The organism is Nonomuraea sp. ATR24, assembly GCF_041950485.1.
Classification (GTDB): domain Bacteria; phylum Actinomycetota; class Actinomycetes; order Streptosporangiales; family Streptosporangiaceae; genus Nonomuraea; species Nonomuraea ceibae.
Genome location: NZ_JBGNUU010000003.1, coordinates 407248 through 420662 on the forward strand (window position 1 = coordinate 407248; position 13415 = coordinate 420662).

Here is a 13415-nt window from a genome sequence, read left to right on the forward strand (position 1 = left end):
TTACGCGGCTTTCGACAGCTTGTTACCCCCGCTCGACCACGTAATCCCCGTCGTCGGTGAACCCGGTGACGCGGGCGCCCCCGGCGAGCAGCCCGCCGAGCACCCGGCGCGTCGCCAGCCGCCACTCCCGGGCCGCGCCCGGGTCGGCGCGGCGCAGCGTCTCCACGTCGTCCGGCGTGGCCACCAGCACCACCGGCCCGTCCGCGTCGGTGACGACCGGCCGCTCGCCCACCGCGTCCAGCAGCCGCGCCGCCCCGGGCGCGGCCCGGCCGCCGCCCGGCGGCCCGGTCAGGTGCCACACCGCCAGCAGCCGGTCGGAGTCGTCGCCCTCGTTGATCGCGTCGGCCATCGCGCCGTAGAAGCTCTCCAGGTACGCCTCGGGCCGCGCGCCCAGCTTGGCCAGGTTGAACCGGGCGTTCCTGCGCACCAGCGGATCGAACGTCCAGGTGATGCGGTCCAGCCCGCGCCGCAGGCACCAGGCGCGCTGGTGCAGCTTGAGCGCGTAGCCGACGCCGCGCCCGACCAGCGCGCCGGTGACGTGCGAGTGCAGGGCGCGGCCGGCCGCCAGGAAGCCGACCGACGCGCCCACGAGCACGTCGTCCTCGTAGGCGCCCGCCACGTAGCCGCCCGCGTGCGCGAAGGCGATCATCAGCTCCAGCGGCACCGGCACGTTGCCCGGGTCGGGATGCCAGATGTCGTCGAACAGCCGCAGCGCCTGCCGGAACTCGGCCATCGCGTGCAGCTCGCGGATCGCCACCCCGCTCCGCGCGGCGGCCCCGGCCGCCAGGTCCTCGCCGGTCAGGTCGGTCACACCCTCACTGGTCACACCCTGGTCGTACCCGTGCTCGCGCCCGCCTGTCACACGAGCAGCTCGGCGAAGAGCCGGTGCACGTTGCCGCCGAGGATCTTCAGCACGTCCTTCTCCGGCACGCCGCGCCCGAGCAGGCCCTCGGTGACCATCGGCAGCCCCGACGGCCCCTCCAGGCCGGGGATGGCCGCCCGCGTGTCGACGCCCCTGAGCTGCAGGTCCTCACAGCAGGGCGGGGTCAGGTCGTCCATCACCTCGCGGATGAAGTCGGGGCCCAGGCCGACGTGGTCGATCCCGGCCACCGAGGCGACGTGCTCGATGTGGTCGAGCAGGTGGTCGAGGGTCGCCTCGTGCTCGCGCTCGGTGAGGAACGGCGCGAAGAAGTTCACGCACACCACGCCGCCCGTGGCCGCCACGGCGCGCAGCTGCTCGTCGGTGAGGTTGCGGTGGTGGTCGCGCAGCGCGCGGGCCGAGGAGTGCGTCGCGATGAGCGGCTTGGTGGTCAGCTCCAGCACGTGCGCGACGCCGGAGGCGCCCAGGTGGGAGACGTCGAAGACGACGCCGAGCCGCTCCATCTCGCGCAGCGCCGCCACGCCGTGCGAGGTGAGCCCGCTGCAGGTGGCGTCCTCGCCGCTGCCGTCGGCCAGCGGGGTGCGGCCCCAGTGCGCGATCGAGGCCACCCGCACGCCCAGCCGGCGCACCGTGGAGATCAGCTCCACGCTCGCGTCCAGGCCCGGCATGCTCTCCAGCGCCAGCACGAGGGCGATCAGGCCGGCGTCGAGCGCGGCGTCGATCTCCGCCGCGTCACGGCAGAGCCGGACGTGCTCCGGGTTGCCCTCGGCGATCACGTGGGCGCACTCGATCATGCGCAGCGTCTGGCGCAGCGCGCCCTCCGGCCGGTACTGGTCGTCGATGAAGACGGGCAGCACCTGGAGGTTCACGCCGCCCGCGACGAGCTGCGGCAGCCAGCGCTCGCGGAAGAAGCCCGCCCACCGCTCCGGCGGGCGCGCCGAGACGGCCATGAGCAGGTCGTTGTGGGTGTCCGCGACGAGCGCGCGCTGATGCAGGGAGGTCGTCATGCGAGGGACGCTACCGCCCCGGCCATGCCGGTGCCATGTGGCATCGTACGGAAATCGCGGCGCGCGTTGGACGCTCACACCTGCCGGTAGGCCGGGCGCGGCGGCCGGGCCGTCAGGCGGCGGTAGAGCGGTGCCGGACCCGGCCAGTTGTTGGTGACGCGGCCCTCGGCGTTCTTGTACCAGCTCCGGCAGCCATCACTCCACACCATGCGGGCCATCGCCGCGTCGAGCTGGGCGCGCCAGGCCGCCATCGCCTCCGGCCGCACCTCCAGCCGCCGCCCGCCCGACAGGTGCGGCAGGCACGCCATGACGTGCGCCACCTGGCATTCGAGCATGAACACGATCGAGTTGTGCCCCAGGTTCGTGTGGGGCCCGTACAGCAGGAACAGGTTCGGGAAGTGCGGCACCGAGATGCCCAGGTACGCCTCCGGGCCGCCGGCCCACTGCTCGGCCAGGTCGCGCCCGGCCCGGCCCGTCACCCGGATCGGCGCCAGGAACTCGGTGGCGCGGAAACCGGTCGCGAAGACGATCGTGTCGGCCTCGTACGCGGTGGTGGCCGTCTCGACGCCCTTGGGCGTGATGCGGGAGATCGGGTCGGTCACCACCTCCACGCCGGCGCGGCACAGCGCCGGGTAGAACGCGCTGTCGATGATCACCCGCTTGCAGCCGGGCGGGTGATCGGGCGTGAGCTTGGCGCGCAGCTCCGGGTCGGGCACCTGGTCACGTAGATGGCCCAGGGCCCGCTTGCGCAGCAGGTCGCGGCTCCAGCCCCCGGCGAGCGCGGGGTAGAGTGCGGCCTCGGCGTAGCGGAAGATCCACTCCCGGTAGGCGCGCTGGAGCCCCGGCACGAACCGGAACGCCAGCCTGGCCGCCGTGCCGAACTCGGCGTCGGGCTTGGGGATCACCCAGTTGGGCGTGCGCTGGAACACGGTCAGCCGCTCGGCGCGCTCGGCCACCCGGGGGATGAGCTGCGCCGCCGACGAGCCGCTGCCGATCACCGCGACCCGCCTGCCGGTCAGGTCGTGGCCGTGGTCCCAGCGGGCGGAGTGGAAGGCGGCGCCCTCGAAGTCGTCCATGCCGGGGATCTCGGGCAGCCGGGGGCGGTTGAGCTGGCCGACGCTCATCACGACGACGTCGAACGCCTCGCTCTCGCCCCCGGCGGTGACCTGCCAGCGGGAGCCGTCGAAGGCGGCGTCGGTGACCTCGGCGTTGAACCTGATTTTCCGCCTGACGTCGTACTTGTCGGCGCAGTGTTCTAAGTAGGCCAGGATCTCGGGCTGTTCCGGGTATCTGCGGGTCCAGCTCGCGTACTTCTCGAACGAGTACGAGTACAGGTGCGACGGGATGTCGCAGCCCGCCCCCGGATAGCTGTTGTCGCGCCACGTGCCGCCGAGCGCGCCCGCCTTCTCGAACACCGTGTAGGAGCCGATCCCGGCCTTCTCCAGCCGGATCGCCATGCACAGCCCGCCGAACCCCGCCCCGATGATCGCGACCTTCGGTGTCATGCGCCCTCCGCCCGAGTCAGGATTCACTTACATTACGCCCGAAGGGATGCCGCGCCCAGCCCCGCGCTCCTCGTTCGGCCGTAGATCCCGATAGTCTTCCCAGGTGGCTGCTGTGACGCTGACTGACGTGATCGACGTGATCGAGGCGGCCTACCCGCCCGCCCGGGCCGAGTCCTGGGACGCCGTGGGCCTGGTCTGCGGCGATCCCGCCCAGCCGGTGGGGCGGGTGCTGTTCGCGGTCGACCCGGTCGCCGCCGTCGCCGACGAGGCGCTGGAGTGGGGCGCCGACCTGATCGTCACCCACCACCCCCTCTATCTGCGCGGCACCACCAGCGTCGCCGCGACCACCCCCAAGGGCCGGCTGATCCACACCCTGATCAAGCACGACATCGCCCTCTACACCGCCCATACCAACGCCGACGTGGCCAACCCGGGCGTCTCCGACGCGCTGGCCCGCGCCGTCGGCCTCACCGGCGGCCTGACGCCGCTGCGGCCGCTGCCCGACGACCCCGCGTGCGGGCTCGGCCGCGTCGGCGACCTGCCGGAGGAGACCACGCTCGGCGACTTCGCCGCCCGCGCCGCCGCCGGGCTGCCCGCCACCTCGTGGGGCATCCGCGTCGCCGGCGACGTGAGCCGCCCCGTCTCGCGGGTCGCCGTCAGCGGGGGAGCGGGCGACTCGCTGCTGGCCGACGCGCGCGCCGCCGGGGCGGACGTGTTCCTCACCGCCGACCTCCGCCACCACCCCGCCAGCGAGTTCATGGAGGCGGGCGGGCCCGCGCTGATCGACGCCGCCCACTGGGCCACCGAATGGCCGTGGCTCGACGGCGCCGCGTCCATCCTGGCCGCCGGTGGCGTTAACGTTGAGACGCGCGTCTCCGCCGCGGTCACCGATGCTTGGACACGAGGATATTGATCATGAAAGCAGCCCCCGAGGCCCAGAAGAGACTTCTCGATCTGGCCGCGCTCGACTCCCAGCTCGACCGGCTGGCCCACCGCCGCCGCACCCTGCCGGAGCTGGCCGAGATCGACGAGCGGTCCAAGCGGTTCGCCAAGCTCGCCACCGAGGTGATCGAGGCCGAGACCGAGGCGGGCGACCTGGCGCGCGAGCAGGCCAAGGCCGAGAGCGACGTCGACACCGTCCGCGCCCGCGCCGACCGCGACCAGAAGCGCCTCGACTCCGGCGCCGTCACCTCCCCGCGCGACCTGGCGAGCCTGCAGTCGGAGATCGCCTCGCTGCAGCGCCGCCAGAGCGACCTGGAGGAGGTCGTGCTGGAGATCATGGAGCGCCGCGAGGCCGCCGACGCCCGCGTCCGCGACCTGGTGGCCCAGCGTGACGAGGTGGCCGCCGGCCTGACCGCCGCCGAGGCCGGCCGCGACGCCGCGCTCGGCGACATCGGCAAGGAGACCGACGAGGTGCAGGGCCGCCGCGACGCCCTCTCCGGCGAGATCCCCGCCGACCTGCTGGCCCTCTACGACAAGCTCAAGGCCCAGTACGGCGTCGGCGCCGCCATGCTGCACGGCGGCCGCTGCCAGGGATGCAAGGTGGCGCTGTCCATCGCCGAGATGAACCGCATCAAGTCCGCCCCGCACGACGAGGTGCTGCGCTGCGACGAGTGCCGCCGGATCCTCGTCCGCACCCCAGAGTCGGGCCTGTGACCTCCTACCTCATCGAGGCCGACGGCGGCTCGCGCGGCAACCCGGGCCCCGCCGGTTACGGCGCCGTCGTCAAGGACGCCGCCGACGGCCAGGTGCTGGCCGAGGCGGCCGAGGCGATCGGCGTCACGACCAACAACGTGGCCGAGTACCGGGGCCTCATCGCCGGCCTGCGGACCGTGCTGTCGCTGGCCGGCGACGGGGCGCGGGTGGCGGTCCGGATGGACTCCAAGCTCGTCATCGAGCAGATGGCCGGCCGCTGGAAGATCAAGAACGAGGGCCTGCGCCCGCTGGCGCTCGAGGCGGGCAAGCTGGCCCGGCGGCTGCGGATCACCGAGTGGACGTGGATCCCGCGCGCCCACAACGCCCACGCCGACCGGCTGGCCAACGAGGCCATGGACGCCGCCGCCAAGGGCCTGGCCTGGTCCGCGGGCGGCTCCACCGCGGGCGCCACCGCCCCACCGGCGACCGGCGACCGCCCGCCCCGGGTGGACGGCGGCGACCGCCCGCCGCCGGCGGGCAGCGACCACCGCCCGCCGCTGGTGGAGCAGACCGACCTGCTCGACCTGTCCGCCCCCGCCGCCTCCGTGGCCGCCTCCGTGGCCGCCCAGGAGAGCACGCCGGGCACCGGCTGGGCCCCGCCCACCCGCGTGGCCACCTCCCTGCTCCTGCTCCGGCACGGCGAGACCCCGCTGTCGGTGGAGCGCCGCTTCTCCGGCCTCGGCGACGCCGAGCTCACGCCCAACGGCCACGCCCAGGCCGAGGCGGCCGCCGCCCGGCTCTCCCGCGACCCGTACCGGCTCGACGCCGTCGTGAGCTCCCCGCTCACCCGCGCCCGCCAGACGGCCGAGGCCGTGGCCGGGCGCACCGGCCTGAGCGTCGAGGTGGACGACGACCTGCGGGAGGTCGACTTCGGCGCCTGGGAGGGGCTGACGTTCACCGAGGTGGGGCGCCGCTGGCCGGACGAGCTCACCGCCTGGCTCGCCGACCCCGCCACCCCGCCGCCCGGCGGCGAGAGCTTCACCGCCGTGGCCGACCGCGTCGAGCGCGCCCAGCGGCGGCTCATGGAGACCTACGAGGGCCGTACCGTCCTGGTGGTCTCCCACGTGACGCCGATCAAGACCCTGCTGCGCCTGGCCCTCACGGCGCCCCCCGCGGCCCTCTACCGCATGCACCTGGACGTGGCCTGCCTGTCGCTCATCGAGCACTACCTCGACGGCCAGGCCGTGGTGAAGTCGTTCAACGACACGTCCCACCTGCGCTGACCGGTTCCGGTCGTGCCGGGCGCCGCCAGAACACCCGGCACGACCACCGGTGCCTCCGCCCCCCTCAGGCGGTGACGGGTCCATCCCATCGCCTCGATCTTGCTATTTGCTTGCGGTTGGCTTGTAGCTGATAGCCTCACCCACAGACGAGCCGGCCGGGCGGCCGCGTCGGGCCCGCACGGGCCCGCCGAGGAAGGTCCGGGCTCCACAGGGCAGGGTGGTCGGTAACGCCGACCCGGGGTGACCCGCGGGACAGTGCCACAGAAAGCAAACCGCCTCCCGGTTTTCCGGGCGGTAAGGGTGAAACGGTGGTGTAAGAGACCACCAGCGCCCACGGTGACGTGGGCGGCTCGGTAAACCCCACCTGGAGCAAGGTCAAGAAGGGTCGCTCTCCGGAGCGGCCCGCGCGCGCCGTCCGAGGGCTGCCCGCCCGAGGCGCGCGGGTAGACCGCTTGAGGCCGCCGGCAACGGCGGCCCTAGATGGATGGTCGCCCCTCCGTCCCCGGTCACGGGGCCGGAGGACAGAACCCGGCCTACAGGCCGGCTCGTCTCCCGGCGTCCGGTGCCGTGGGCGGGGTGCGGGAGACTGGACGGGTGAGCACCGAGAACGACTCCCGCCCCGCGACTCCCGTGAGCAGCACCTCCATCGTGGTGCTCACCCTGGCGCGGCGGATCGAGACCGAGCTCAACGCCGCCCTCGCGCCGCTCGACCTCACCGTCAGCAGGCTCGGGCTGCTCGGCCACATCTCCGCCATGCCCGGGGTGTCGTTCAGCGACCTGGCCCGGATGTCCGGCATCACCGTCCAGAGCGTCCACGGGGCGGTCAAGGCGCTGGCCGGGGCCGGGCTGGTGCGCGACACGACGGCCCGCGCCGGGTCCGCCTCCGCCATCGAGCTCACCGCCGACGGCGCCCGCCTGCTGCGGGCGGCGCGGGCGGCGGTGCAGGAGGTCGACGAGCGGATGTTCGGGCCCGCGGCCGACCCGATCCAGCGGCAGGTGGGCGACGCCGTACGCGCCGCGTTCTCCGGCCTGGCCTGACCCCCGGCACCTCCGCCGGCGGCACGGTCCCTCCGCCACTCCGGCCCCTCCTTCAGGGCCTCCCCTCCGCCATTCCGGCCCCTCCTTCAGGGCCTCTCCTCCATCACTCCGGGCCCTCCTTCAGGACCTCTCCTCCATCACTCCGGGCCCTCCTTCAGGGACCCTGAAGGTTGTCTGCTAAGTTTCAGGCAACCTGAAGGTCCCTGAGGAGAACTCATGGAAGATTTCCTGCTGTCCGTGCACGTGCTGGCCGCCATCGTGTTCATCGGCGGCTCGGCGGTCGCCACCAGCCTGTTCCCCCGCTATGTGCCGGTCGCCGTGCCCGTGGCGGTGGGTGCGGGCTCGCCGGCGCCGCCGCCGGAGGATCGCAGCCGTGCCGTGGCCGTCGCGCTGCACCGCATCACCCGCGGCTACAGCCTCCTGGGCCTCGTGGTGCCCGCCGCCGGGCTGGTGCTCGCCTTCGCCCAGGGGCGCAGCGGCGAGATCTGGATCACGCTCTCGATGATCCTCACCGCCGCCGCCGGCATCCTGCTGGCCCTGCAGATCTACCCCCGCCAGCGCGACGCGCTCGCCACCCCCGGCGACCGCGACCGGCTGCGCCCGCTGTCCATGCTCGCCGGCGTCTACAACCTGCTGTGGGCCGCCGTCGTCGTCATGATGATCGTGCGCCCCGGCGCCGGCGGGGGTGCGTGACCGTGCTGCTCGCGCTCCGGATCGCCGCCGCCGTCGAGGCCGCCAGCCTGGTGGTCCTCCTCACCAACGTCTTCACCGTGCACCACGACGCGATCACGTCGCTCGGCGGCCCGCTGCACGGCTCGGCCTACCTCACCGTCCTGGTGACCACCATCCTGTCGCCCGCCGTGGCCTCGACCGCCACCCGCTGGCGCGCCGCGGTCCCCGGCATCGGCGGCCTGCTCGTGCTCCGGCACATCCGGCGCACCGACCCCCAAGGAGGCTGACGTGCTCGACACGTACGGGAACCTGACCTTCCCCTGGACCGGGCTGACGCTGAACGCCGTCCGCTTCGCCCGCGACCTGGTGGCGCGCCCGATCTTCAACCACTGCATGCGCGCCTACCTCTACGGGCGCTTCCTCGGCGAGCAGCAGGGGCTGCGGCCCGGCCAGGACTACGACGACGAGCTGCTGCTGCTCGGCTGCGTGCTGCACGACGCCGGGCTGAGCGAGCGCGGCGACGGCGACCAGCGCTTCGACCTCGACGGCGCCGACCTGGCCGCCGGGTTCCTCGCCGAGCAGGGCGTCGCGCCGGAGCGGGTCGAGGTCGTCTGGGACGCGATCGCCCTGCACCTGCACCCGCAGCTCGCCGCACGCAAGCGGCCGGAGATCGCCCTGGTCGCGGCCGGGTCCGGGTACGACCTCGGGCCCGACGGGCCGGCCCTGCCGCCGGGTTACGCCGACCGGATCCACGCCGTGCTGCCCCGGCTGCACGCCGCCGCCGTGCTCCACGACGCGATCGTGGGCCAGGCGGCCGCCAAGCCGCAGAAGGCGCCGCCGTACACCATGCCCGGCGAGCTCGTCCGCCAGGCGACCGGGCAGCGCTGGCCCACCTGGCGGGAGCTGATGGAGGCCGGCGGCTGGGGCGACTACGACGGCTACGAGGGCTGAGCTCACGGCGGGCCCAGGACCTCCGGGGTGAGCAGGGCGCGGGCGGCGGCGGCGAAGTACGGCTCCGGGGCCGTGTCGGCCAGGCCGAGCACGACGCCCTGGCTCAGACCCGTCAGCAGCCCCCTCAGTGCCGTCTTCAGGCGCCGCGCCTGCCGCTCGGTGATCCGGGCGCCGTCGTGCGTCCTGCCGGCCAGCAGCGCCACCAGGCGCTCCTCCTGGAGGCGTACGGCCTCGGCGAGCTTGGGGCGCAGGGCGGGCTCGCGCAGCCCGAGATCCTGGAGGCTGAGCTCGAACGAGAGCCGCGCCCGCGCCTCGGAGTCGTCGCACAGGCGGCGGTGGTGGCGGGCGAAGGCGTCGACCGTCCCGGCGAGATCCAGGTCGGGCGGGAAGGCGCGGGCCAGGTCCTCGTACTCGGGGTCGAGGTAGTCGGTGGCCAGCGCGACCAGCAGGCCGTTCTTGCTGCCGAACAGCGAGTAGACGGCCCCGGTGGTGAGCCCGGCCTGTTCGGCGATCTCCTCCAGCTTGGCGCGGTGACCGTCCCTGGCGACGATCCGGCGCGCGGCGTCGAGCAGGGCGCGCCGGTTGCGCTCCTTCGTCTCCGCCCTTGTCATTCTCATAATCCGATTATTACAGTAATCTCGTTAGGAGTCGACGACCAGGGGGAACGGACCTATGGACATCAGGGCGGCCATCGCGGCCGAACGCCGGGAGCTGGCGGACATGCTGGACGGGCTCTCGCCCGGACAGTGGGACGAGCCCACGCTGTGCGCCGGATGGCGGGTGCGCGAGGTCGCGGCCCACATGTCGCTCGGCTTCCGCTACCCGCTGCCCAGGATGGCGCTGGAGCTCGTCAAGGCCGGAGGAAATCTGAACCGGATGACCGACCGGTGCGCCCGCAAGGACGCCGCCGCCCTGTCCACCGCGCAGCTCGCGGCGGCGCTCAGGGACAACGCGCACCACCCGTGGAAGCCGCCCGTCGGCGGCGTGGCCGCGGCGCTCGGGCACGACGTGGTCCACGGCCTCGACATCACCGTCGCCCTCGGCCTGGAGCGCGCCGTCCCCGAGGAGCGCCTGCGCGTGCTCCTCGGCCAGGTCACCCCCAGGACCACCAGGTTCTTCGGCGCCGACCTGGCCGGCGTCGAGCTGCGCGCCACCGACCTCGACTGGTCCTTCGGCGCCGGCACCCCGCTCAGCGGCGCCGCCCAGGACCTCCTGCTGCTCGCCTACGGCCGCAGGCTCCCGCCGGGCCACCTCCAGGGCCAGGTCCGCGACCGCTACACCGCCGTGTGAACGCTCCGCCGCCCGGATGAGGGGCGATCCGCCCGCAGGCTGACGACCGTCCGCGCCCGCGCTGCCTAACGTTCGCGGCATGCTCAACGACCAAGTGACCTTCAGGCGCGTCTCGGCGGGCCTGCTGCTGATCGTCGCGCCGCTGCTCCAGGCCGTGGCCGTCGTCGTCGACCCCGGCACGTGGGGCGACGACCGCGAGGCGGTCAGCTTCGGCGACAACCCGGCCCTCGCCCAGACCCAGTCCGTGCTCTACCACTGGAGCTGGATGCTCATGGCCGTGGCCGCGTTCGGGCTGGTCCACCTCACCCGGCGCAAAGCCGTCACGCTCGGCCACGTCGCGGGCGCGAGCACGGTGATCGGCTACCTGTCGCTGTCCGGGCTGCTGCTCAGCGACCCGGTGGAATGGTGGCTGGGCCAGCGGCACCCGCCGGAGGAGGCGCAGCGCATCCTCGACGAGATGCTCGGCCTGCCGGGCGTCACGTTCGGCTTCCAGCTGCCGTGGATGTTCCTCGGCTTCCTCGGACTGCCTGTGCTCGTCGCCGCGGTCTGGCGGGCGGGGTTCGTCGGCTGGTGGGCGCCGGCGCTGGTCGCCGCCGGCTACGTGGGCTCCTTCACGGTCTCGTACGGGCCCCTCACCGTGATCTTCTGGACCGTGCCGGTCGTCGCACTCGGCTGGATCGGCGTGCGCATGCTGCGCATGGGCGACGAGGCGTGGGCCGCCTACTACCCGGCCCGCGCGTGAATGACGTGATTCAGCTCTTGACCGTGAGCGACGACGGCGCCGGCGGCAGGATGTGCACCCGCGCCGAGCCGATGTCGAAGTAGAGGCCCACCAGCTTCAGCCGCCCCGCCCTGACCTGCTCGTCCACCTTGCGGTAGGTGCGCAGGTTCTCCAGCTGCTGCTGGACGTTCACCCGGCACAGCACGTCCAGCGCGCCGCCGTCGAGCCGGTCGCCCTCCGTCTCGATGAACCTGGCCAGACTGTGGTTGCCGTGCCGCAGCCAGCGCCGCATTCCCGGCAGGCTGCCCGCCTTCACCCCGCCGCTCAGCAGCCCGGCCATCGCCCCGCAGCCCGAATGCCCGCACACGGTGATGGTGTGCACGCCCAGCACCTGCGTCGCGTACTCGATCGCCGCGCTCACCGAGTCGTCGTTCGGCTCGGCGCCCCGGCGCGGCACCAGGTTGCCGATGTTGCGCACGGTGAACAGGTCGCCGGGGCCGCTCGACGTGATCAGACTCGGCATGATCCGCGAGTCGGCGCACGTGATGAACAAGTGCGTCGGCTGCTGCTGCTTGCCGGCCAGCTCGCTGAGGATCGGCCGCACCAGCGGCGCCGTACGCCGGTGATATTCCCGCGCCCCCACCGTGAGCCGGCAGTCGGCCGGGTGCAGCGGCAGCATCCGGTGCGGCTTGCGGCGGCCCCGGTGCGACCACGGCAGCCACGACCGGTCCGGCGGGCGCGCCGGCGTCTTGGCCGGGTACATGCGGGCGCCGCTGGCCGCCAGGGTGTACCACTCGTCGTGCAGCTCGTCGATGTCGACGGTGCCGCCCGACCTCTCGTGATCCAGCCGCCAGGAGTGGATCGCCTCGAACGCCGCGTTGTCCATGAAGTCGATGTTGAGGTCGAGGTCCACCGACGCACCGGCGGGGATGGCGCGCAGCTCCTGGGTGAGCCTCGGCACCCCGAGGAACGTCAGCGAACCCGAGATCGTCGCGTGGTGCCGCCCGCCGGCCTCCTGCCGCGTCCTGACCGTCACCCACGTCAGCCGCCGCAGCGCCAGCAGCGCCGCCAGCGCCAGCCCGAACAGCACCCCCTCGGCCAGCCCCAGCACCACCACACCGGCCATCGTCACCATGTAGACCGGGACCTCGCCGTGGCCGTGCACCTTGCGCACGTGCCCCAGGTTGACCATCTGCACGCCGATGAACACCAGCAGCGCCGCCAGCGCCTCCATCGGGATCAGCTGGATCGCCCAGCCGAAGCCCAGCGCGAACAGCAGCACCCACACGCCGTGCAGGATCGCCGACATCCGGCTGCGCGCGCCCGCCTTCACGTTCGTGGTGCTGCGCACGATCACGCCCGCGAGCGGCAGGCCGCCCAGCGCGCCCGCCACCATGTTGGCCACGCCCTGACCGGTCAGCTCCTGGTCCAGGTCGCCGCGCGGGCCCTTGTGCATGCTGTCGACCGCCACCGAGCACAGCAGCGACTCCACCCCGGCCAGCAGCGCCAGAAGCAGCACGGCCGCCACGATCACGTGCCAGTCGCCCTGCGGCAGCACCGGGAACGACCACTCGGTGAACGTGCCGGACAGGTCGATGCGCGTCACGTCCCAGCCGAACGCCCACGCGCTCAGCGAGGCGAGCACCAGCGCGGCCAGCGGCGCCGGCACCGCCTTGACCGGCTTCGGCAGCCTGCTCCACACCGCCAGCACGGTGATCATGAGCAGGCCGACCGCGATCTTGTGGCCGTGCAGCTCGGCGAGCTGGCCGGGCAGCTCCACCAGGTTCGCCATCGCCGAATACTGCGGGCTGCCGCCCAGCACGACGTGGAGCTGCGCGAGCGCGATGACCACGCCGACGCCCGCGAGCATGCCGTGGATCACCGCGGGGGACACCGCCAGCGCCGCCCGCGCCGCCCGGAACACCCCCAGCACGAGCTGCACCGCCCCCGCCAGCAGGGTGATCATGCAGGTGGCCCGCCAGCCGTAGGTGTGGACCAGGTCCGCCACCACCAGCGACAGGCCCGCCGCCGGGCCGCTCACCTGCACGGCCGAGCCGCCGAGCGCCCCGGCCACGATCCCCCCGACCACGGCCGCGATCAGCCCGGCGGCGAACGGGGCGCCCGAGGCCATCGCGATCCCCAGCGAAAGGGGCACGGCGACCAGGAACACCACGAGCGAGGCGGGCACGTCGTATCGGAGCGTGGCCATGACGCTACTCTTCGTGACGCGGAACATGCGAAAACCCTAATGCCGCTGGGGCCGCGCGTGAGACGTGCACCCCGGGTTTTACCGAAGGGCCACGAACCCTCGGCCTTCGAGCCCGGGAGGAACCGCTCCCTGACGGGACAGTCCGCCGCTCCCCGACGGACGCTCCGGCCGTCGCTGGCGGACGGTCCCGCGTCCCTGGCGGACGGTCCTGCCATCCCCGACGG

General features: G+C 73.5%; 14 protein-coding genes and 1 other RNA gene. 10 read left to right on the forward strand and 5 right to left on the reverse strand.

Annotation, left to right across the window (positions count from 1 at the left end; translation table 11 throughout):
* Window positions 1–22: 22 nt before the first annotated feature.
* The 3 genes from ACBI99_RS09490 to ACBI99_RS09500 form a co-directional block, all read right to left on the reverse strand.
* Window positions 23–733 (reverse strand): GNAT family N-acetyltransferase, encoded by a 711-nt coding sequence (locus ACBI99_RS09490; protein WP_246646676.1) that lies wholly within the window; start codon window positions 731–733, stop codon window positions 23–25.
* A gap of 125 nt (window positions 734–858) precedes the next feature.
* On the reverse strand, window positions 859–1887 hold the full coding sequence (locus ACBI99_RS09495) for a dipeptidase (protein ID WP_375072111.1): 1029 nt from the start codon (window positions 1885–1887) through the stop codon (window positions 859–861).
* A 74-nt stretch (window positions 1888–1961) separates the two neighbouring features.
* On the reverse strand, window positions 1962–3392 hold the full coding sequence (locus ACBI99_RS09500; RefSeq protein ID WP_375072112.1) for a flavin-containing monooxygenase: 1431 nt from the start codon (window positions 3390–3392) through the stop codon (window positions 1962–1964).
* 112 nt (window positions 3393–3504) lie between these two features.
* Between ACBI99_RS09500 and ACBI99_RS09505 the strand changes: the two genes are divergently transcribed.
* From ACBI99_RS09505 to ACBI99_RS09540, 8 genes are all read left to right on the forward strand, one after another.
* Window positions 3505–4305: a Nif3-like dinuclear metal center hexameric protein gene (locus ACBI99_RS09505; protein ID WP_357587215.1), complete on the forward strand. Its 801-nt coding sequence runs from the start codon at window positions 3505–3507 to the stop codon at window positions 4303–4305.
* Window positions 4306–4307: 2 nt separating this feature from the next.
* Complete coding sequence (locus ACBI99_RS09510) at window positions 4308–5048, forward strand: zinc ribbon domain-containing protein (RefSeq protein WP_219517174.1); 741 nt, start codon at window positions 4308–4310, stop codon at window positions 5046–5048.
* Window positions 5045–6310 (forward strand): bifunctional RNase H/acid phosphatase, encoded by a 1266-nt coding sequence (locus ACBI99_RS09515; protein ID WP_375072113.1) that lies wholly within the window; start codon window positions 5045–5047, stop codon window positions 6308–6310. The genes ACBI99_RS09510 and ACBI99_RS09515 overlap by 4 nt, the downstream gene beginning before the upstream one ends.
* A gap of 147 nt (window positions 6311–6457) precedes the next feature.
* An RNA gene (gene rnpB, locus ACBI99_RS09520) (RNase P RNA component class A) lies at window positions 6458–6862 on the forward strand.
* 42 nt (window positions 6863–6904) lie between these two features.
* Window positions 6905–7348, forward strand: coding sequence for a MarR family winged helix-turn-helix transcriptional regulator (locus ACBI99_RS09525; RefSeq protein ID WP_375072114.1), 444 nt, complete (start codon window positions 6905–6907; stop codon window positions 7346–7348).
* Between the two features lie 216 nt (window positions 7349–7564).
* Window positions 7565–8041: a hypothetical protein gene (locus ACBI99_RS09530; protein ID WP_357591606.1), complete on the forward strand. Its 477-nt coding sequence runs from the start codon at window positions 7565–7567 to the stop codon at window positions 8039–8041.
* Between the two features lie 2 nt (window positions 8042–8043).
* Complete coding sequence (locus ACBI99_RS09535; protein ID WP_357591604.1) at window positions 8044–8307, forward strand: hypothetical protein; 264 nt, start codon at window positions 8044–8046, stop codon at window positions 8305–8307.
* 1 nt (window position 8308) lies between these two features.
* Window positions 8309–8971 (forward strand): HD domain-containing protein, encoded by a 663-nt coding sequence (locus tag ACBI99_RS09540; RefSeq protein WP_375072115.1) that lies wholly within the window; start codon window positions 8309–8311, stop codon window positions 8969–8971.
* A gap of 2 nt (window positions 8972–8973) precedes the next feature.
* Here the strand turns inward: ACBI99_RS09540 and ACBI99_RS09545 are convergent, their stop codons facing one another.
* Window positions 8974–9588 (reverse strand): TetR/AcrR family transcriptional regulator, encoded by a 615-nt coding sequence (locus ACBI99_RS09545; RefSeq protein WP_375072116.1) that lies wholly within the window; start codon window positions 9586–9588, stop codon window positions 8974–8976.
* Window positions 9589–9643: 55 nt separating this feature from the next.
* Between ACBI99_RS09545 and ACBI99_RS09550 the strand changes: the two genes are divergently transcribed.
* Both ACBI99_RS09550 and ACBI99_RS09555 read left to right on the forward strand, forming a co-directional pair.
* Complete coding sequence (locus ACBI99_RS09550; protein WP_375072117.1) at window positions 9644–10261, forward strand: maleylpyruvate isomerase family mycothiol-dependent enzyme; 618 nt, start codon at window positions 9644–9646, stop codon at window positions 10259–10261.
* A 79-nt stretch (window positions 10262–10340) separates the two neighbouring features.
* On the forward strand, window positions 10341–11003 hold the full coding sequence (locus tag ACBI99_RS09555; protein WP_364169368.1) for a hypothetical protein: 663 nt from the start codon (window positions 10341–10343) through the stop codon (window positions 11001–11003).
* A gap of 10 nt (window positions 11004–11013) precedes the next feature.
* Here ACBI99_RS09555 and ACBI99_RS09560 read toward each other — a convergent pair whose 3' ends face one another.
* A complete protein-coding gene (locus tag ACBI99_RS09560) occupies window positions 11014–13191 on the reverse strand; it encodes a SulP family inorganic anion transporter (RefSeq protein WP_375072118.1) in 2178 nt (725 codons plus the stop codon).
* Between the last annotated feature and the right edge of the window lie 224 nt (window positions 13192–13415).